At 31.9% G+C, this 20,685-nt stretch carries 15 protein-coding genes; 5 read left to right on the plus strand and 10 right to left on the minus strand.

What is annotated here, in order from left to right; translation table 11 throughout:
* Window positions 1-1,131: 1,131 nt before the first annotated feature.
* From LQU93_RS08835 to mqnE, 5 genes are read right to left on the minus strand one after another with little or no spacing between them, the layout of a single operon-like run.
* Window positions 1,132-1,854: a pilus assembly FimT family protein gene (locus LQU93_RS08835; protein ID WP_229933523.1), complete on the minus strand. Its 723-nt coding sequence runs from the start codon at window positions 1,852-1,854 to the stop codon at window positions 1,132-1,134.
* Window positions 1,851-3,065 (minus strand): glycosyltransferase family 39 protein, encoded by a 1,215-nt coding sequence (locus LQU93_RS08840; protein WP_229933524.1) that lies wholly within the window; start codon window positions 3,063-3,065, stop codon window positions 1,851-1,853. The genes LQU93_RS08835 and LQU93_RS08840 overlap by 4 nt, the downstream gene beginning before the upstream one ends.
* A gap of 1 nt (window position 3,066) precedes the next feature.
* Window positions 3,067-3,507, minus strand: coding sequence for a phosphoribosyltransferase (locus tag LQU93_RS08845; RefSeq protein WP_229933525.1), 441 nt, complete (start codon window positions 3,505-3,507; stop codon window positions 3,067-3,069).
* Between the two features lie 9 nt (window positions 3,508-3,516).
* Window positions 3,517-4,830: an NCS2 family permease gene (locus tag LQU93_RS08850; RefSeq protein ID WP_229933526.1), complete on the minus strand. Its 1,314-nt coding sequence runs from the start codon at window positions 4,828-4,830 to the stop codon at window positions 3,517-3,519.
* Window positions 4,831-4,839: 9 nt separating this feature from the next.
* Window positions 4,840-5,901: an aminofutalosine synthase MqnE gene (mqnE, locus tag LQU93_RS08855; RefSeq protein ID WP_229933527.1), complete on the minus strand. Its 1,062-nt coding sequence runs from the start codon at window positions 5,899-5,901 to the stop codon at window positions 4,840-4,842.
* Window positions 5,902-6,015: 114 nt separating this feature from the next.
* On the opposite strand from mqnE, the gene LQU93_RS08860 reads away from it, so the two are divergent.
* Both LQU93_RS08860 and glmS read left to right on the plus strand, forming a co-directional pair.
* A complete protein-coding gene (locus tag LQU93_RS08860) occupies window positions 6,016-8,451 on the plus strand; it encodes an HD domain-containing protein (protein WP_229933528.1) in 2,436 nt (811 codons plus the stop codon).
* Window positions 8,452-8,453: 2 nt separating this feature from the next.
* Window positions 8,454-10,265, plus strand: a complete 1,812-nt coding sequence (gene glmS, locus LQU93_RS08865) for a glutamine--fructose-6-phosphate transaminase (isomerizing) (RefSeq protein WP_229933529.1) — start codon at window positions 8,454-8,456, stop codon at window positions 10,263-10,265.
* 101 nt (window positions 10,266-10,366) lie between these two features.
* Here glmS and LQU93_RS08870 read toward each other — a convergent pair whose 3' ends face one another.
* The 5 genes from LQU93_RS08870 to LQU93_RS08890 all read right to left on the minus strand — a co-directional run bounded on the left by LQU93_RS08870 (window position 10,367) and on the right by LQU93_RS08890 (window position 16,594).
* Window positions 10,367-11,143 (minus strand): restriction endonuclease subunit S, encoded by a 777-nt coding sequence (locus LQU93_RS08870; RefSeq protein WP_229933530.1) that lies wholly within the window; start codon window positions 11,141-11,143, stop codon window positions 10,367-10,369.
* 32 nt (window positions 11,144-11,175) lie between these two features.
* Window positions 11,176-12,624, minus strand: coding sequence for a restriction endonuclease subunit S (locus tag LQU93_RS08875; protein ID WP_229933531.1), 1,449 nt, complete (start codon window positions 12,622-12,624; stop codon window positions 11,176-11,178).
* 87 nt (window positions 12,625-12,711) lie between these two features.
* Entirely contained in the window at window positions 12,712-13,788 is a 1,077-nt protein-coding gene (locus LQU93_RS08880) for a Fic family protein (RefSeq protein WP_229933532.1), read from the minus strand.
* A gap of 10 nt (window positions 13,789-13,798) precedes the next feature.
* On the minus strand, window positions 13,799-14,530 hold the full coding sequence (locus LQU93_RS08885; RefSeq protein ID WP_229933533.1) for a hypothetical protein: 732 nt from the start codon (window positions 14,528-14,530) through the stop codon (window positions 13,799-13,801).
* Window positions 14,531-16,594: an N-6 DNA methylase gene (locus LQU93_RS08890; RefSeq protein ID WP_229933534.1), complete on the minus strand. Its 2,064-nt coding sequence runs from the start codon at window positions 16,592-16,594 to the stop codon at window positions 14,531-14,533.
* 107 nt (window positions 16,595-16,701) lie between these two features.
* Between LQU93_RS08890 and msrB the strand changes: the two genes are divergently transcribed.
* The 3 genes from msrB (at window position 16,702) to LQU93_RS08905 (ending at window position 20,671) form a co-directional block, all read left to right on the plus strand.
* The gene (gene msrB, locus LQU93_RS08895; protein ID WP_229933535.1) at window positions 16,702-17,706 is read left to right on the plus strand and encodes a peptide-methionine (R)-S-oxide reductase MsrB; all 1,005 of its coding nucleotides are present in this window, start codon (window positions 16,702-16,704) and stop codon (window positions 17,704-17,706) included.
* A gap of 124 nt (window positions 17,707-17,830) precedes the next feature.
* Window positions 17,831-18,349: an isochorismatase family protein gene (locus tag LQU93_RS08900; RefSeq protein WP_229933536.1), complete on the plus strand. Its 519-nt coding sequence runs from the start codon at window positions 17,831-17,833 to the stop codon at window positions 18,347-18,349.
* 66 nt (window positions 18,350-18,415) lie between these two features.
* Window positions 18,416-20,671, plus strand: coding sequence for a pentapeptide repeat-containing protein (locus tag LQU93_RS08905; protein WP_229933537.1), 2,256 nt, complete (start codon window positions 18,416-18,418; stop codon window positions 20,669-20,671).
* The last annotated feature ends 14 nt before the right edge of the window (window positions 20,672-20,685 follow it).

Raw genomic sequence — 20,685 nt, forward strand, 5'->3', positions numbered from 1 at the left:
TTAACTCAGAAAGGGTTAAAAGTGGTTTCTCTCAACTCGTGAGCTGGAATTATATAAGAGTAATGCTTAAAAAGAGATTAAAAAAATAGTGAATTTGGGGGAAATTTGAAAAAATATCAAATTTATACAAAACAATAGCACTATTTTGTTTAGATATAAAACATTAATTATATTAATTTTAGCCCATAACAATAAAATTTCTAAAAATATGTCCATTTAAAAATATGTCCATTTAAAAATAAACCAATATTAACTTAAAACCTAACAAACTGACATTAAACAATAGATAATGATGTCAATTGTATAAGACAACAACAAAATCAAAAAACAAACACAACAAAACAAAAAACGTAACTAAAGAGCTTTTTATTACCATAACAACAATAAAATATATAAAAATTTAAAAATTGTAAAGTATTTTAGTAAAGATTAAAGATAAATAAAGAAGTAAGAATTTTAGCAACAAGGAGTCGCTACCATCGCCCTTTGTGGCTTGAGAAATTTTACACAAACCTGTCTCGTTTCACTCGCCATCGTTACGCTTGTTTTCAGGGAAACATTTTTGCTTTGCAAAAAGCGCTTTGCTTATTTTGCAGAAACATCACTTCGTGAGCGCTTTGCTTGTTTTGCCTTGCTTAAATGAAGCAAATTCTATACACAGATGGTTAAAACTGTTTTAAGTGAATAAATTTAACTATTTTTGGTGATATTTGCAAAGATTATTACAGAGTAAAACATTGTAAAAATGATTTTTTACTTTGCTAATTTTAAAGGCATTAGGAAAGATTTTATATTATCTAAAAACAAATTTAGGCACAATGCTAAAAATTAATGCAGAAATTTTATAAAGCTTTACTAAGATCAAGAAAAGGTTAAATTTGTTTTATTTTGGGGCTAAAGTTTTATATAGCTTTACAATACCACAAACCAAGTTATCATAAAATTTTAAAGCATTACAAAGCAGTTTTTAAATATTAAGCCATTTGCTTTTAAATTTATCTGTTTTTATATCTATTGTTATCTGGGATGAAATTTTAAAATTTTCGGTTTTAATAAGTCTTTTTGTGTGTATTTTAAAAACCAAACAGATATAGTAAAGCTAATACTAAGTTAATAAAAATAAATTATCACTTACTCTTGTGTCTGGCTTGGTCGCTTCTCGCACTTACCTTTTTCTTGTTTGCTTTCAATACAAACAAGTCCAGTTCTTTTTTTGACAAGAATAGTAATACTACTAGACGCATTTGAGAGAATAATCTTGCAATCGTTTTTTAATAATCTCACGGGTTTATTTGTTTTGCTTGTTGTGCTTGCAATTCTTGTTGGACGTCCGCCATTATCAAAACTAAAGCTTCTAGTCTGTTTTGTAGCACAGTGTCCGAGCAATTTTACATTTGTGACGCCATATTTTTTTTGTATGTCAAGTTCAGAGCTAACCAATCTGCAGTCTTTTTTTGAAATTCCACTCCAACCACCACTTAAAACTTTATTTATTTTAGATGGATTTGCCGCCACTTCACGCCTACTATTTAAATTACCATTTAAACTTAGATCTTTATATACGCTATATTTCCAAGTTTGCTTATTTTTTTCATTAAGTTGGCACGACTTTGTATTAATGGCAGTATTTGCAAACACAAAACTCCATTTAATTTGTCTATTTTGCAGACTGTTTGGCTTAAATGTATTGTCTAAAAATGCTAAATTTTGTGCATAACGTATATGTGACATTACTTGATAGGCGGCTGCTCTTAAATTATCCTGGTTTGATTTTGGTATAGCCAAAACACCTAAAATAGAAATTATTATCAAAACAAACACTACTTCAAATAAGGTAAAAGCACGAAATTTCAAATGCCTTGCCTTCGTCTTAAATCATATCCTGCAACTCTTTTTCCATACTTATAAATTTCAATATCATTGCCATTTTTAATTAATTCAAAAGAGCCTTGATCTGATATACCATAAAATTTTAATTCTAGCCTAAGTCTATCATCTGTCGTATAAACAGCATGTATATTCTGCTTTTTAAGTTGCTTTGCTATATCTTTTGCGATGTGAAATTTATAAACAAAATGATTTTCTGGATTTTTTGTCACCACATATAAGATAGGATTAAAAATAATCAAAAACCAATTTATAATCAAAATAGAAATTACAATAAAAGCCGAAATTTGATGAGATTTACGAAATTTTGGTAACCTAATACGATATGAAGCCAAAAACGTCCTAATAATAAGTGGTGTAGCTATAATGCAAAATGGTAAAAACTCAGTCAGTTCAAGTTTTTGTCTAATAGACAACACCATACAAAAACAAAATGCACTTACACTAACAAACCATAAAATTTCTTTTTCTTCTTTTATCCATATGCGATAAATGGTATATACAAAAAATAAAAATACAAACGGCGAAAATACGGCGGCGAATATACCAAACGTATCTACAAAATGCCCACTTGGCTTACCGTAAGTATCAAACCCAAATAAATATATACTAAAACCTATTAAAATAGCACTTAACCACGCTAGTCCCGCTTGTTTTTTGTAAATCGCATAGATAAAAAACGACAAAAACAAAACAAAAAATGATCTATCAACAAAAACCAGCAAACAAAACAAAGTATAAAAGACAAAATTTAATCTTAAATGAAAAATATAAAGCAATAATAGCGTAAGTAAAATAATAAGTCCAGCATCATTTATTATCAATGCACTTGCTACACTTCCTGGCAAAAGAACATATAAAAGCACACTTAAAATTCTGTCAAGCTTATATTTTAGATAAAATTTACTAAGCTTATAAAGCAAAATAATACTTACAATATGCATAATCACAAGAGGCAAACGCATACCAAAATCATTTTGTCCAAAAACAGAGCAACTAGCTCTGACAATATGTCCAATTATATCGCCATTGCCATAAAATATACGTGCTTCATAATAGCTTATGCCAAGAGTAGTCGCACAATAGCTAAGCGTAATAAAACAAAAAAGACAAATAATCCCAAGGCTTAATACATCATACTTAGCAAGTAATGGTAAAAATTTGTCTTTTAATCGCATTTTAAATACTTATATCCCAAAAAAACTCAACCCACTCACTCGCCTCTTTTACCTTATACTCTGGCAAAAGTAGTGCTGTTCGTTTGTAAAAAACAGTTGCGATTTTAATCTGTAAATGCGGATAAAGCTCTAATAAACGACGCTTTATCTCAACCATACTCTCCCCACTATCAACTATATCATCAACCAATAAAATTTTACGAAAATTTGATAAATCAGGTATATTAAACACATCAATTGTATCAAGCTTGTTTGTATTATCATAATGTATAGAATTTAATGCAAATAAATTTCTATTTTGCAACGCAACTGCAAGAGAATGCCCAAGCGTCATACCACCACGTGCAATTGCAACTATAACCTCTGGATTAAATTCATCTTTTATTTGCTTAGCCATATTTTTCACGTCTATAGCAAATTCATCATAACTATAAAAAATCATAACTTGTCCTTAATTAACTAAAAATACAATAAAGCTAATAATAGCAAGAACTATAATGCCTATATTAATCTCATTCCATTCACGCCTAAAAACACGCACTAATAAATACGATAAAAACCCAAATGCAAGACCATTTGTAATAGAATAAGTAAGTGGCATTAATGCAACTATAAAAAATGTTGCTACCATTATAGCTGGGTCTTTAAAATTTATATCCCTAACCTCAGAAAACATCAAAATTCCAACCATAATCAAAACTGGATAAATCGCATTTGCCGGTATAGCTTTAAAAAGTGGTAGCATAAATAAAGTAAGAGTAAAAAATAATCCACAAAAAATAGCCGTTAAGCCAGTTCTTCCGCCTTGCTCCACGCCACTTGCACTCTCAACAAATGCAGTAGTCGTGCTTACCCCAATAACAGAACCAACCACAGTAACCGCAGCATCTGCTTCTAATGTCTTTTTAAGATTATTTAAACCATCTTTATTATCTTCACTAAATATTCCAGCCCTAGTGCCAACACCAGTTAAAGTCCCAACAGAATCAAATAAGTCAGTCACAAGAAACACCAAAACAACCGGTAACAACGACAAAGTAAATACACCAGCACTATCAAAAAACACACTTTTTACATCAAGCTGTAGCAAAATAGGCGTGATAGAAGCAGGAATAGAAAAAATTTCAGTAGGATAAGGCGATATAGAACAAATCCAAGCAATCACCGATGTTAATAATACTGCTAGTATAAATGCACCCTTAATATTTACGATCCAAAATATAAGCACAGTTATAAGACCAAAAATTCCAAGCAACACATTAATATCTTTTAAATTTCCAAGCCCAACCAAAACATCATCATTATTGACAACTATACCCATTTGCTGAAGCCCTATAAAAGCAATAAAAGTCCCAACTCCAGCACTAACAGCTCGTCTTAAATCAACTGGAATTGATTTAATAATCCATATACGAAAATCAGTAAATGAAAGAATAACAAATAACATTCCAGATAAAAATACAACTCCAAGAGCCGTCTGCCATGGAATACCCATACCAATAACAAGTCCAAATGTAAAATACGCATTTAATCCCATGCCAACGCTCATCGCAACCGGAGTATTTGCCCATATACCATTTAATACTGTGGCTATTATGGTTATAAGTGCGGTAGCGGTTATGAGTGCATCCATAGGCATACCTGTCTTACTCATTATTATGGCATTTACAGGCACAATATACATCATCGCCAAAAATGTCGTTAAACCAGCACTAAGCTCTTGTTTAACGCTAGTACCATGATTTTTTAGTTTAAAAAAATCCAACTCTTCCTCCTAATAAATTTTAATCTCATTATACAAACTATCACGTTCAACAGGTACAAAACCAGAGCTTTTAATAATATCTAAAAATGTCTGCAAACTAGCTCCATTTGCACTCTTTGCACCTGCTGCACTTTGGATACTTTCTTTTTGTATCGTTCCATCCAAATCATCCGCACCAAATTCTTGTGCAATCATTGCTAAATTTAGCGTCGAAGTAGCCCAATACGCTTTAATATGCGGTATATTATCAAGCACCAATCTTGAAATTGCCATTGTTTTTAAAATCTCAACCGAACCTAAAAATTTCACATCTTTTAAAAAGTTATTTTGTGTCTGATACACAAGTGGAATAAACGCATTAAAGCCACCGGTTTTATCTTGTAAATCCCTAAGCCTAAGCATGTGATCGATGCGATTTTCACGACTTTCTATATGACCAAAAAGCATAGTTGCGTTACTTTGACGACCAGCCCGATGCCATAATTCATGGATTTTTAACCAATCACTTGAGCCAACCTTGCCATTGCAAATTTTAGCCCTCACCGTCTCATCAAATATCTCAGCTCCGCCTCCTGGCATACTATCCACGCCGTATTCAAGCATCTTATTTATCACGTCTTCATAACTAAATCCACAACTTCTAGCGATAAAATCAATCTCGGCTGCAGTTAAAGCTTTTACATGTAAATTTGGATATTTATCCTTAATCTTTTTAAAGATTTCAAGATACCACTCCCAGCCACCTTCGATATTATGAGCTGAAACGATATGTATCTCCTTTGCACCATTTACAACACTTTCATCTACAATTTTTAATATCTCTTCGTGTGTCATTTTGTATGGATTTGGATTTTTACGGTGTGCAGAAAAAGCACAAAATTTACAGACATCAGCACAGATATTTGTAGGATTTATATGGCGATTTATGTTAAAAAACACCTTTTTACCGTGCCTTTTAAGACGCTGTTTATAAGCATACTCACCAAGCTCAAAAAGCTCTAAATCATAAAGCTTATAAGCCATCTCACTTGGTATTCTCTCACCAGATTTTAAAATTTCAGTTATATTCATTAAAAATTTATTGCCTTTAAAATTTTCACCTGATTATAGTTAATAAAAGCTTTAATTTTGCAAATTTTTAGTATCATCACGAAAAAATTTTGGAATTTATTAGGGATAGAAATTTTGAATAAAAGCGATAAATTTTATACATATTTTAAAAAAAATCAAGGCAGAAATTTTATAAATTTTTTAATCAAAGAACGAGACGAACAGATAAAATCATGCGTAAGCTCTGTTTTTGCCGACTTATTTCAAGACTTTATGCCAAGCATTGAAAACATACCATTTAGCGTTATTGCAACAAACAAGTATGCACAATCTTTAATCAGTGTAAATTCTCAACTAAACATACTAATAGTATATAAGGACATAAAGGGTTTTGATACAAAAAATATATTAAAAGCATTAACCACTCAACTAAACAAGCTAGACCTTAAAATAAAAGCAAAATTTTTACCACTTGAGCTTATAAACGAAACTTTTAAAGATGATTTTAAAGCAAAAAGTTCAGTTAGTTTTATTAGGTATATTTGTGGTTCAAAAGCAATGTATAAACTAGCAAGAGATGAGATAAATACGCTAAAAACGCACAATCAAGCTGACTTTATCGCAAAGCACACAAAATCGCTACTACCTTTTAATCAAATACCGCTTTTAGAACAAACGCCAAATTTAAAATCAAGCTATGGTGGTGTAGATGAAATTTACGCATTAAACTGCATACTATCGACTTTAAGTTGCGAAAATCAAATAAGACTAAGTACATTAAATTTACTAGATGAGAAGCAAATAAGTCAATTTAATCTCTCGCTTGATTTTTTACTATCGCTTAAAAGTCTATTAAATCTTGTAAATGATGATGAAATTTTTAGCGAAAAAAATATAGAAACTATAACAAAGCTACTCCAAACAAAATCAACAAAATCGCAAGACACAAACATCAGAATAAGTCAGAAAATTTTAAACTCAATGCGAAATTTAGGACTTTATGCAAGATTTGTTATTGCATATTTAAACAGAAAAAATAAAGCAATTTATACTTTTACTCAAAAACGCCTATCAAGAACAAAATGTGGATTGTATGCTATAAACGACACTTTATACGCACCACTTCATAAAAAGCCAACCACCATAACAACGCTACTAAAACAACTAAATACCTTAGCAGATATTAACTATAAGCTTGATATTTCGGCGATATTTTACATAAAAAACACTAAAGCAGATGAAAACGAGCAAGAGAGCAAAAAAGAACAAATCAAAAGGCTATTTAGCAAAAATAATGCATTTTGTTTGTTAGAAGCACTCTGCGACGCAAGTATAATGGGAAGCGTTATTAAGCCTATGGAAAATATCGCTCATCTTCCAAAATATGACGGATATCACACGCTTAGCGTTGATGATCACAGCATAATAAGCGTAAAATTTCTAGAAAATATCAAAGATAAATTTATTAAAAATTTATACGATGAGCTGTGCCTTGAGGGTAAAATCATGCTAAAGCTAGTAACGCTCATGCATGACGTTGGCAAGGGCGTTAGCGATAGCGATCATGCCGTAGTTGGTGCAAATATCTTTCGTGCATACGCTAACAGGCTAGAACTAAGTCAAAACGCAGTAAATACCGGCGTAACACTCATAAAATATCACACGCTAATGCAAGATGTAGCAAACAGAGAAGATATCTATCTAGAACGCACAATATTTGGCTTCATATCAAAACTAGGCGATAAAAAAACACTAGATTTAGCATATATCTTAAGCTACTGCATACTAAATGCGACTGATGAAGCACTCTACACGCCATACACCGCAAAACTATTAAGAAAACTATATGATATATCGCGAGAGAGTTTTGATGATGAGACGCTATTAGACGAAGCCACAAGGCGTGTAAAAAAAGAGACGAGCATCAAGCGCCATGATGAATTTGATAAGCTAGAACAAAACATAAAAGATAAAATTTTTAAAATTTCATCAAATTTATTGTTTGTAAAACATAATCCAGCAGATATAATCGCAATCGCAAAAAAAGCAAATGAAGTCACAGACACTAGCGTAAATATCTCAAACACGCAAAATTTAAGTGTCAAAATCATCTCAGCAAAGCAGATAAATTTAGCTTCACTTTTAACAGTTTTAGCTGATTTTGATCTAGCTTATATGGAGATTTTTAAGCTTTTTGATGAGAAATTTTTCATACGACTTGAATTTAATAAAAATGTCAAAAATGCTGAAATTTTAAATCTAAAAGCAAAAGCCATACAGTCATTAAAAAGTGATGAAATTTTAAAAATCTCAAGACCAAACATAACAAAAGACGAGATTACTTTTGAACTAAATCACTCAAATGAATACGCAAGATTAAACATCAATACACGCGACCAAAGGGGCTTGATGGCGTATGTGATGAGCGTATTTAGCAAAGCAGATGTTAAAATAACAAGTGCAAAAGTTCAAACCATAAAAAATCGCACAAGAAATCTATTTTTGATAGAAAAAAGCGATATGCTGTGTTATAATAGCGACAAAATTTTAAATTTATTAACAAGTGAGTAAAAATGTGTGGAATAGTCGGATACATCGGACAAAATGAGAAAAAAAATGTGATTTTAAGCGGACTTAAAGAGCTTGAATACCGCGGATACGACAGCGCTGGTATAGCCGTAATGAGCAACGAGCAACTAGAATACTTTAAGGCGGTTGGAAAGCTTGAAAATTTAGCCCAAAAGACAAAGGAGTTTAGCTCAGATGGCTTTGGTGTGGCGATCGGTCACACCAGATGGGCAACGCATGGCAAACCAACTGAGATAAACGCCCACCCGCACCTTGGTGAGCACTCATTTGTCGTGCATAACGGCATTATAGAAAACTACGCCGAGCTAAAAGCCGAGCTTGAAGCAAAGGGTGTGAAATTCCTAAGCCAAACAGACACCGAAGTCATCGTTCATCTGTTTGAAGAGAATCTAAAAGCTCACGGCGAAGCCTTTAAAGCATACGAAGCGACGATTAGGCGCCTTCACGGAGCTTACGCAACACTTTTGATAACAAAAACTGAGCCAAATAAAATTTTCTTTGCAAAAGATGCTGCACCGATGGCTATCGCAAAAGCAAATGACGGCGGACTGATGTTTGCCTCGTCTGACGCTGCACTTATCGGCGTTGCAAGTGAAGTCGCCTACCTAGATGATAAAAGCTATGGCTTTATAAATGAGAGTGAAATTTTTGCCTACTCTAACGCAAAACGCGTAATGCCAAGCTTTGTCGCCCTACCAAAAGATAAAAGCTACGCACAAAAAGAGGGCTATAAATTTTTCATGGAGAAAGAAATTTACGAGCAAAGCACCGTCGTAGCCGAGTGTATAATGGGACGCGTAAAAGATGATAGGATAAAGCTTGAAAATTTAGACGATGAGTATTTAAAAGAGATTGATGACATCGTGCTTTGTGCGTGTGGCACGAGCTATCACGCAGCCCTTGCCGCTTCGTATCTGTTTGAGCGACTTGCCGACACCAGAGCCAAGGTCGAGATCGCAAGTGAGTTTCGCTACCGAAGCCCAAAACTAAACAAAAACGCCCTTTTTATAGTGATCTCTCAAAGTGGCGAGACAGCAGACACACTAGAAGCCCTAAAAATCGCCAAAAACGCAGGACTAAAGACCCTAGCCATCTGCAATGTCGATAACAGCTCGATCGTGCGATTAGCAGACACCACGCTACTAACACGCGCTGGTATCGAAAAGGGCGTGGCTTCTACAAAGGCATTTGCAACGCAGGTTGTTACGCTTTGGATGCTGGTTTTACAAATAGCAAAGGCAAAGGCAAGTATTAGCAAAACCGAGCTTGAAAATGAGCTAAAAGCCCTACTTCACATCCCACAAATCCTAAACATCAACACAAATCTACAAGAAAAGATCCATCGCCTAAGCAAACACTACCTACATGGACACGGATTTTTCTTCATCGGACGCGACATTTTCTACCCACTCGCACTTGAAGGAGCACTTAAGTTAAAAGAAATTTCATACCTGCACGCAGAGGGCTATCCAAGCGGCGAGATGAAGCACGGACCGATCGCTCTCGCTGATGAGAGACTCTTTACCATCGCACTTATGCCAAAAACAAGCCTTTATGACAAAGTCAAAAGCAATGTCGAAGAGCTTGCCGCTCGCGACGCATATATACTTGCGATAACCCCGGAGGAGTTTGAGCTAAGCGATGACTTTATAAAAACGAGCGTTCAAACGCATCCGATGGCTGAGTTTTTCGAGATGATGATAATACTTCAAATTTTCGCACTTGAGATTTCAGTGCGACTTGGTAACAATGTCGATATGCCACGAAATTTAGCTAAAAGCGTAACCGTGGAGTAAAAACAGGGCTGGAGCCTCAGCCCAAAATCCACACTAAAACACAAATTTATAAAATTTTACCATTTTTATCTATCATTATCCATTTATTAAATTTTACACTTTTAAATAGCCAAACCCTGTTCTATGGCGGTTTCGACCTTTGATTTTGCAATTTGCAAAATCTCGTTTGATTGTTTGCGTAGAGCAAAAGACTTTTTGATTTTATCTGCAATTTGTGCTTGGACTTGTGGGTTAATTTTTGGGATTATAATACCCAATATATCATCGCTAGATATGTTTGTTTGAACTCCGCCCGTTCCTACTCTTTGCAATTGCAATTGACAACAAATTGAATTTATAATTAAACATAAAACATTTTCTTCAAATTCAGACACAGATATTTTGAGTATTCTTTGATTAACCATTGCATTGATTTCATCATAAATAACACAACATAAGCCTATACTGCCAGACATAGAAATTAAAATATCATTTTTGTAAGTTTTATCTTTTGGGCTTAAAAATTCGGCATCATCTGGCAAATAAACAATATTTTGCAAATCCAAACTTGCATTTTTAATATTATTTATTCTAATTAAAGCAAGTTTTCCATTTTCTAAATAACTATCACTTGAAAATGCAAATCCGCCTGAACGATTAACCACAATATCTTTTAATTTGCAATATCCCCCATGATAATTTTTAATCACCGCTTCAATCTCGTCATATTTATTTTGATAATATTCGCTATCTAATCTGCCTGTGGCGTTTAGACTTTGGCTTAGCGAACGCGTATTTATGTTTAAATGTGAAAATTTATCACGATTTGATGCAGAAAACAGCTCTTCATAAATTTGCCAAGTCGCAAGACGATAAAAATATCTAGCCTTTTTAAGCAATATTTTAACTTCTGCAAATAAGTATCTAGGAGTTACCCCCCCCCCACGATTATTGAATTTTCAACCCTTTCTTTTGCATTTTTGAGTAAATTTTTAGCTTCACTTCTTAAATCAAAACTTTTTTGTAAATTTTTGGCGATACTTTCTTGGATTTTTAAAGAAAATTTCGGGATTAAAATATTTTCAAGCGAGTAATTTGAAATTTTTGGCTGTGCAGTTTGTGTAAAATCTCTTTGTATCTGCTCTTGCACTATAACACTTCTTAAAAGTAGTTCCAGAAACTCAGGCATAATGTTTTTATCAAACAAACTAAATTTTGAAGTATTATTTGAAATAAAACTTCCACTCAATTCTTTTGGGACTAAATTTACTTTGCCAATTGTGTTTCCAATCGTAGCAATAACAAAATCATTTTCCTTTACGGTTGCTTCATTTTTTGCCACGAAATTATCATTAATATACACACTTTCTTCGATTTTTATCGGCGAATTAAAAGAAAGTTCTTTAATGCGGATATATGCTCTTTTGGCTTTTTCTACATAAAAATCCTCTGAAATCAAACTACCATTTGCAAAATTTCCTATATCTTTTAATCGCATATACCCGTTATGATAATTTTTGATTAAGTTTTCTATATCGTCATATTTTTGCTGATAATATTCGCTATCTAATCTACCTGTAGCAAGGAAGCTTTGTTTAAGTGTTTGCACGGAAACATTTAGTCTATTTGACAAAGGTTGAATACTTGATAATGGGTCATTCGGATCAAGTCCAATCTCTTCATATAGCAAAACTTCCGCTTGTCGGTATAAACCTTTGGACTGCTCTAAACATTCGTGCGACTGGCGAACCATTTGCTCAATTTGTTGTTGAAATTCAATAGGAAAAAGGGGGATTAATAAATTTTCATAAAAATTAGTTGGAACTCTTTGGCGACCACTTGTTCCTATCATATTATCGGCTGCAATTTTTCTAATATTTTCCCTATTTAAAAAACAAAACACAAATTCTTTAACAAACCTATTATCATTTATTCTGAAAACATTAAATTCTGTGCTACCAAAACCGATTTTATTTTTTAAATTTGTCGCAATAGAACATTTGCCGTGTTCCATACAAGGCGTAATTTTTGCAATTAAAATATCATTTTCTGCAAAATATGTATAGCCAGTTTTATAGTCTTTTATAGTTCCTGTTTCTCTATCGTTTATATTTCCTGTTCCTAAATTTTGCATAGATATAAAAGATACTTCTGTATCTAAATTTAAATTTGATATTTCTGTTTTAGAAGGATTTATCAGTGCAATGTCTGATAATTTTACATAATCAATATATTGATTTGTTATCAAATTTGATTTTTTGAAAGGTTCGCTATCAATTCTAAAATTTTCATTATTTTCTTTCACTTCCGATATTTTCAAAACGCTTATTTCTAAATTTGGATATTTGCTTTGCAATGTTTGATTTAAATTTGAAGTCATTTTTTAGTCCTTTTTTATATGTTAAAAATTATGTTATTTTTAACATAATTCTATAATATGTTAAAAATTTTGATTTTTTTTAACATATTATTTTATAATCAATCCCTTTCTTAAAATTTCAAATAAATGAATATTAACAAAATAATTTATTCTGCCAAGTTTTACACAGCGAAATTCTTCTAAATTTTCGCATATTCTTAAATATTTAGAAGCAGTTTGTCTTGAAATACCTAGTTTATTTTTCACAGATTCGATTTTTGTATATGGATAAGCGAACAATAATTCTACAAAATCCTTACTATAAATTTCTGGTGATTTATTTTGCAAAAGACTACTAAGATCCGACATAGCTTTATCTATACTTTTGATTAAATTTACAGAAGCAACAGAAGTTTGCTCAATACCTTTTAAAATGTATTCTATCCAGTCATTCCAAGCTTGATTTTTACTTACTTGTTCCAACAAATGATAATATTTAGATTTATTTTTGATAATATATGCACTAAGATATAAAATTGGCAAATCTAAAAGACCTTTGTATGTAAGATACAATACATTTATTATACGCCCAGTTCTACCGTTACCGTCATAAAATGGGTGTATGGTTTCAAACTGATAGTGAATAATAGCAAGTCTAATTAATGGGTCTAAATCGTCTAATTCATCATTTATATATTTTTCTAAATTTGACATTAAGCGAAGTATATCAGCATTATTTTGCGGTGGAATATGCTTAATTTCACCTGTGGCTGGGTTTTTAAGCGTCGTTCCACTTTGCGTTCGAAATCCTGCGGAATGGCGTTCTAATCGTCTTTGAATTTCTAAAATATGGCGATTTAAAAATAATTTTTCCTTTTTTATCAAAGCACAACCCTTTTTAAGTGCAGCTTCGTAATTAATTACTTCTTTTGCAGATTGTGTAATTTTAGCTTCATCAATTTGGGCTAAAAAAAGTTCATCGTGAGTTGTAATAATATTTTCAATCGCATTAGAATCTTTGGCTTCTTGTAAAACCAATGAGTTGATTAAAATATCTTGATTTGGTATAGTTCTAATAAAACCATTTAATTCACCTAATTTTCTTGAAGCATTATTTAAAGCTTTATAAATTTTTGGAGTTATTTCAAAATTTACAGGTAACTCTTGTGGAATAAATTCTTTCATATAATCTCCTTTAACTAAGTATTCTTACAAATTCTCGTAAAAGCCAATATGCTTTCTCGTACGCTTGTTTGGTTTCTGTGTTTTCTGGATTTATTTCACTATGGAATAAAGCATTTCTCATTGAATAGATTATTTCAACAAATGCTCTGTAAATATCTTTTATTTCATCATCAGTTAAAGTTTCGTTTGTTAATAGTTTTGTTATCAATGGTGTTATATCTTTGACATAACTTTCTATTTCTTCTTTTATAATTGATTGTATTCTTTCTTTTTGTGTTTTTGAAAATACAGAACTATTTAATTTATTGTTAAAATCATCATAAATACAATCTATTTTATTTTCTTCTTCATTATTGATTTTTGCAATAATCCGCCCATTGTCTGTTATTTTTATAAAATATTTTACTCTCCTATATGTTTCATTATTGCAAATAATTCTATTAGCAAAAGATTTGATTTTAACATATTCAAAATATACTGGTTCTTTATTATTTGTAATCAATCTACTAGATAGTTGATTTTTTAATTCACTCAAATTTTGAATAAATAAATTTTCTTCTAATAATCTTTTGAATATTGAAAAATAATTTGCTCTTTTCATTTCGTCTATTTTATCTCTATCTGCTGTGCAGTTAGAAAATTTATCTTTTAAATAGCAATTAAAAGCAAAATAAGCCTTTGCAAAATAGGCAAAATAATCTATTTCCATTTGCTCTTTATATTCTTTTAATTGCCCATTCATTTATTCTCTCCAAAAACTCAAATTTTCGGCTTTGGCAAATTCGATAAACGCTTCAGCTATACCGTCTTGGTCAAATTCGGCGTATTTTTGGACATTGTCTTGATACTTAATCAAACGCTGATTAAATTCTTCATCACTTTCATCTTTTTGGCGAATAGGTTCATCTCCTGCCATGCGTGGATTAAACAGGTCATGCTTTACAATCCAGTGCTCGTGCGTGTCTTGCAATGGGTAGTAAATTTTATCACCTGAATTATCCTTGCTTGGTTCGCTCATCGTGGCAAAAAATATGTTGTAATCATCTGCCTTAGGACAGAGCTTATCGTCCCATTTTTGCACAAATAAAACACTTGTTTTGGTACCTGTGTGCGGCTTAAATACATTGCCGTGAAGCCCTACAACCGCTAAAATTCGTGCGTGTTCGCTGATAAATTCGCGAATATACTTATCACTTGAGTTGTTAAATCTACCTTGCGGCAAGACAATCGCCATTCTACCGCCAGGTTTAAGCATATTTAGGTTGCGTTCGATAAATAGTATGTCTCGTCCAACTTTTTGTTGCCATTTACCATTTGCATTTTTTCCAAGTTCGTAAGCATGAAGTATGCGTGGCTCTTTAATATCTCCTGCAAATGGTGGATTTGCCATTAAAATGTCAAATTCAAAATCTCGGTTTTCGTTTTTGGTTGAACGCAGATTTTTAAGGCGTTTAAAGCCCTCAAAATAAACATCTTCCCACTCTTCGTCTTTGGTAAATTCATCCCAACGAACATAATCAATAGAATTTAGATACAAAACATTGGTGTGTCCGTCTCCTGCGATGAGATTAAGCATTTTTGACACTCGCACACTTTTTTCATCAAAATCTATGCCAAAGACTTTTTCTTTAACATAGTCTTCGCATTCGGGGATTTTCTTTTCGGCGGTAAATAAATCAGATGCTTCTAGACCTTTGTTTTTGTAAATGCTTTTCCATACATAAAAACAAGTGTGTATCGGAAAACCACAACTGCCACTGGCAGTGTCTATCATAGTTTCATTAGGTTTTGGGTTTAGCATTTTTACGCACATATCAATCACATAACGGGGTGTGAAATACTGCCCTTTTTCGCCTTTGGCTGATTTATTGACTAAATATTCAAATGCGTCATCGATGACTTCTAAATTTGAATTGAATAATTTAATGCTTTCTAATGACGCTACACAAATGCTTAAATGCGACGGAGATAGCTTGATTTTGTCATCACCTGCAAAAACTCCCTCCCATTTTTTCTTGGCTTTGTTAAATAGGTTTTCTATTTTTTGTTTGAGTTCTCCGTCGCTTTCGCCGTAATTTTTAAATTCTAAATTGCGTGATTTATCTCTTGCACCTTCTAATTCGTCAAATAATTTAATAAAAATCAATTTAAAAACTTCTTCAAATACATCAACCCCTGCATTGGCTAAAACTTCGTCTTCCATATCCAATACAATGTTTTTAAGCGTAGTTTTTTGTGTTTGCAGTTTGTCGGCATTTTTTAAATCATCAAATGTAAAGTCTTGTTTTAAGACATCTTTTAGGCTTTTGCCACTTTGCGGAATATTTGGAATTGGCTCGAAATAATTTGGGTCTTTGCGGTGATAATAAGCTATTGCTTCGCCATTGCTCCAAACCGCGATGGTCGCCCCTGTGGAATTGCAATAACTTTTAAGTTGCTCTTTGCCGTCTTTTGCTTTGGGCTTTTTAAGCTCTATGATGATATAAGGTGCAGTGATTTGCAATGCGTCAAAAATAACAATATCAGCTCGTTTGACTTCACGTCCAAAATGCACTGGATATTCTAATTGTATGCGGTTTTGCGGATAATCATATTCGTTAATTAGTTTATCTAAATAAAGCTGACGGATGATTTCTTCAGGAGTAAGCCTAATCTCTTTATTGCGAATTAAACATGTTGTATGGTATGAAATTTTGCCGTTTTTGTCAGTTTTAGTAAAAATTTTATTTTCTAACCTATCGATACATTCTTTTGCAAATAAATCAAGCTTATGGTTGCTATTTTTTAAAATTTCATCTATTTTCATATATTTTTACCTTATAAATTTTATAATATTATAATCTTATTTGTCTTAATTTTTGTAATTTTAGGTATTTTTTGCTAAAATTTACACAAAAATTTTAAGGGGAAAACATGCAAATTTTTAAAATTTTATCACTTTGTGTTTTGCTTGTTTTTGCAAACGCTAATCAAAAAGGAGAGCAAATGAGAGACGAGATTTACCTAGCAGGTGGATGCTTTTGGGGTATGCAAGGATATTTTGATAAGATTTTTGGAGTGATTGAGACTAGCGTAGGATATGCAAATGGCATAAGCGAAAGTGCTGATTATTACGGATTAAAACAAAGCGGACACGCTGAGACTATGCACATCGTATTTGATGCAAACCGTATAAATTTAGCTGAAATTTTACTTCACTTTTTTAGAGTGATAGACCCAACTAGCCTAAACCGCCAAGGAAACGATATCGGCACGCAGTATCGCACAGGCATTTACTACACTAATCCTGCCCACGAAAAGATAGCTAGGCTTAGCTTACAAATCTTGCAAGAAGACTACGATAAGCCCATTGTTATCGAGCTTGAGCCACTTCGTCACTATATCTTAGCTGAAGAGTATCATCAAAACTACCTTGACAAAAATCCAGGTGGCTACTGCCACATCAATCTAAATTTAGCACACGAGCCGCTTTTTAAGGCGAAATTTTCGCTCACACAAAAAGAGCTTAAAGACAAACTAAACGATATAAGCTACGCTGTAACTCAGCAAAATGCGACCGAGCGTCCATTTACCAGCGAGTTTGATAAATTTAACGAAAAGGGAATTTATATAGACATAACAAGTGGCGTGCCACTTTTTAGCTCAAAGGATAAATTTGACGCAGGATGTGGCTGGCCAAGCTTTTATAAGCCCATCACAACCGACGCTTTAAAATATCTAGCCGATAAATCGCACGGTATGAACCGCACTGAAGTTCGCTCAAGCACGGCAAACGCACATTTAGGGCATGTGTTTGATGACGCACCGCTTCAAAATGGAGGCTTAAGATACTGCATAAACGGCGCGGCACTTGAGTTTATCCCAGTGGATAAAATGCGAGAACTAGGGTATAAAAAGCTACTTCCGTTTGTGGAGTAGATGGGGGGCTAAACCCTCTGCTTTTTATAAATTTATCGCGAGTTTTGCTAAAATATTAAAATAAATTTTAATTTTAAAATTAATATGATAAAATAAGTATAAATTTTTACTCAAAGGATAGCCGATGAAAATAGCAGGACTTATGATAGATTTACAAACAACGATAATAAACGCAATGAGCCAAAAAGATGAGCTTTTAAAACAGAGCGAAATTTTGCTAAAAGGGCTTGAAATCTTAGGCATTGACCTAATCACGAGTGAGCAATATCCACAAAAACTAGGCTCTACGCACGACGCATTTTTGCCTTTTATAAAAAATAATGCTTATGCAAAAACGGCGTTTTCAGCACCTGCTGATGAAAATATCAAACAAAAAATTAGCTCTTATGATACTTTTTTAGTGTTTGGTATCGAAGCTCACATCTGCGTTTTACAAAGCGTAAAAGAGTTAATAAGCTTAGGTAAAAAGGTTGTTTTAATTGAGCCTTGCACAAGCTCCAGAAATCCAAAAAATAAAGACATTGCCATAGCAACCATGCGTGAATTAGGAGCTGAAATTTCAAGTGTAGAGAGTGTTTTATTTGAAATTTTAGGCGATGCAAAACATGAAAAATTTAAAGAAATTTCAAAGCTAATAAGATAAAAATTTTAAAAACGAATGCATTGAATATAAATGCTTAAATCTTTAATTTTACTAAGAAAGCGACAAGTGAAAGAAAAAGATAGGAAAATACAAGAAATAGCCGATGCACTTGGTATTGACAAAGAAGATATCGATAAAGAAAGTTTTTATCCGACCGTTTTTACAAATAGCGAAAAAGATAAAAAAGTTGATTTGTATATAAAAAGCAAAAACAAAAAACCACTAAACATAAAAGAGATAAAAGACTCCAATATACTTTTAAAATACAATCTTGCTTTTGACAACTGTATTTTCGAAGAAGGTATAGAAATTTCAAATGAAGAAGAAAACTATGAGCCAGGAGGTATTTCTTTTAATAAATGTGTATTTAAAAAAGAGTTGTGCATAAATTATATTAAATTTAATAATTTTACTTTACAAGAATGTAAAATAAAAGATAAAACCGAATTACAAAATTTAGAAATTCAAAATTTTACAATTTCACAATCTCGTTTTTATAAAAATTTTAAATTCACTTCTTGCAGTTTTGGACGTTTTCAGATACACACAAGCATTTTTAAAAATGGATTAACGATGCTTAGAAACTATATACAAGAAACAACATTTGATATAGACAAAAATGTATTTGGTGAAAAATTCAAACTTGAAGGCACAGAATTTAACAATTATTTTAAAATATCAAATTCAAAATTTAAAAAAGGTATAGAATTAAAAAATTGCTCTTTGAAAGAAAATTGCGATTTTAAAGGAAATATTTTTTGCAGTGAAGTTGATTTTTCAAACAGTAAATTTAAAAACGATATATTTTTTGATAATTCAATATTTAAAAAAACAGCGAATTTTAAGAGAGTGCATTTTTATCAAACTATTTGTTTTGATAATGTAGATTTCAAAAGCCCTCCAAATTTTAGCGGAGCATATTTTGAAAAAAACGCTATTTTTACAAATTCAAAATTTAAATATACTTTTAATGATATCAAGTCAGATTTTAAAGATAAGACAGAACAAGACAATAATAGCGTAATATCTGATCTTAGAACATCTTTTGCCATGATAAAAAACATACTAAACAAAGACGGCAATCTACTAGATGCCACAAATCACCATAAATACGAACTATACTGCAAAGAGCTAGAACTAAGCGATGAACTAGAAGTAGTATTAAATGACAAAAAAACAAACACCGCAATAAAGTTTATCAAAAATAGTAAAAAACAAAGACTTAATATAACAAAGATATTTTTATTTTTATTTAATATGCTTGTTTTTACAATTATGTCATCAGTAAAATTTATATTTTATACAATCGCAAGAACTATTATATTTTTATCACTTATTCCTATATTTGGAATTATTTGCATACTATATGCTCTAAAAATCATAAAAAATATTTTTTGTTTTTTATTTTCAAAACAAGAATTTACGCTTCACAAAAAAATCAAAAACAAACTAGATGAAATAAACTCAAAAAATATATTAGATTTAACAAAATGGCTAGACTATGCAACACTACATACATACAGAAATACAAGCGATCACCATACAAATTTTGCCAAAATCCTAAATTTCACCATTGGAATGATTGCAGTATTTGGAGTTGTGAGTTTATGTCTAATAAAACTAAATGAGTTTCTTACGTATCAAGCAAACGAAAATTTCTTTACATACATATCTTTTATGTTTTTTGGACTTATTTTATTTTTAACATCGATACCCAACAAAATAACACAAAATAAAAAGAATCTAATTGTTGTTTTATTTTTTACAGCATCACTCTTTACTATAAGTGCCACTACCTACGCTAGTTTTATGTCAAATGTAGCATTTTGCATACTTGTGTATATTGGTTGTATTTTAGTGTATTATTTTGCATTTTCTAGCAAAAAAGCAATATTAATACTTATTACCAGACTTCTAGCATATACCGCATTTATGGGTATAATCATCATAAAGCCTGCACTTTTAAATCCACTTTTTGGAGTATTTCAAAATGAAAATTTTGGAACTAAAAATTTAGAAGCAACTTTTATGTTTATGGGTCACGATGAAAAAGAAAAGCTAGATATTTTTCTAAAAGATAAAAATATAACCGTAAATTTTAATGACAAAAAAGAAATTTTGAATTTAAACAGAATAAAACTAGATAAACTAATCAAAACAATAGAAAAACATGAAACAAAACAAGTGACTAAAGCGATAAAATCAGACATATCATCACGCGATATAATGCGTTCATTAAGCATTATCTACTCGATAATAATGCTACTTTGCATATACTCACTAGCAAAAACTGCAAGAAAAAGCTCAATAATCCAAAACTAAAAGGCTCAAAAGAG

The organism is Campylobacter majalis (genome assembly GCF_905120465.1).
Classification (GTDB): domain Bacteria; phylum Campylobacterota; class Campylobacteria; order Campylobacterales; family Campylobacteraceae; genus Campylobacter_A; species Campylobacter_A majalis.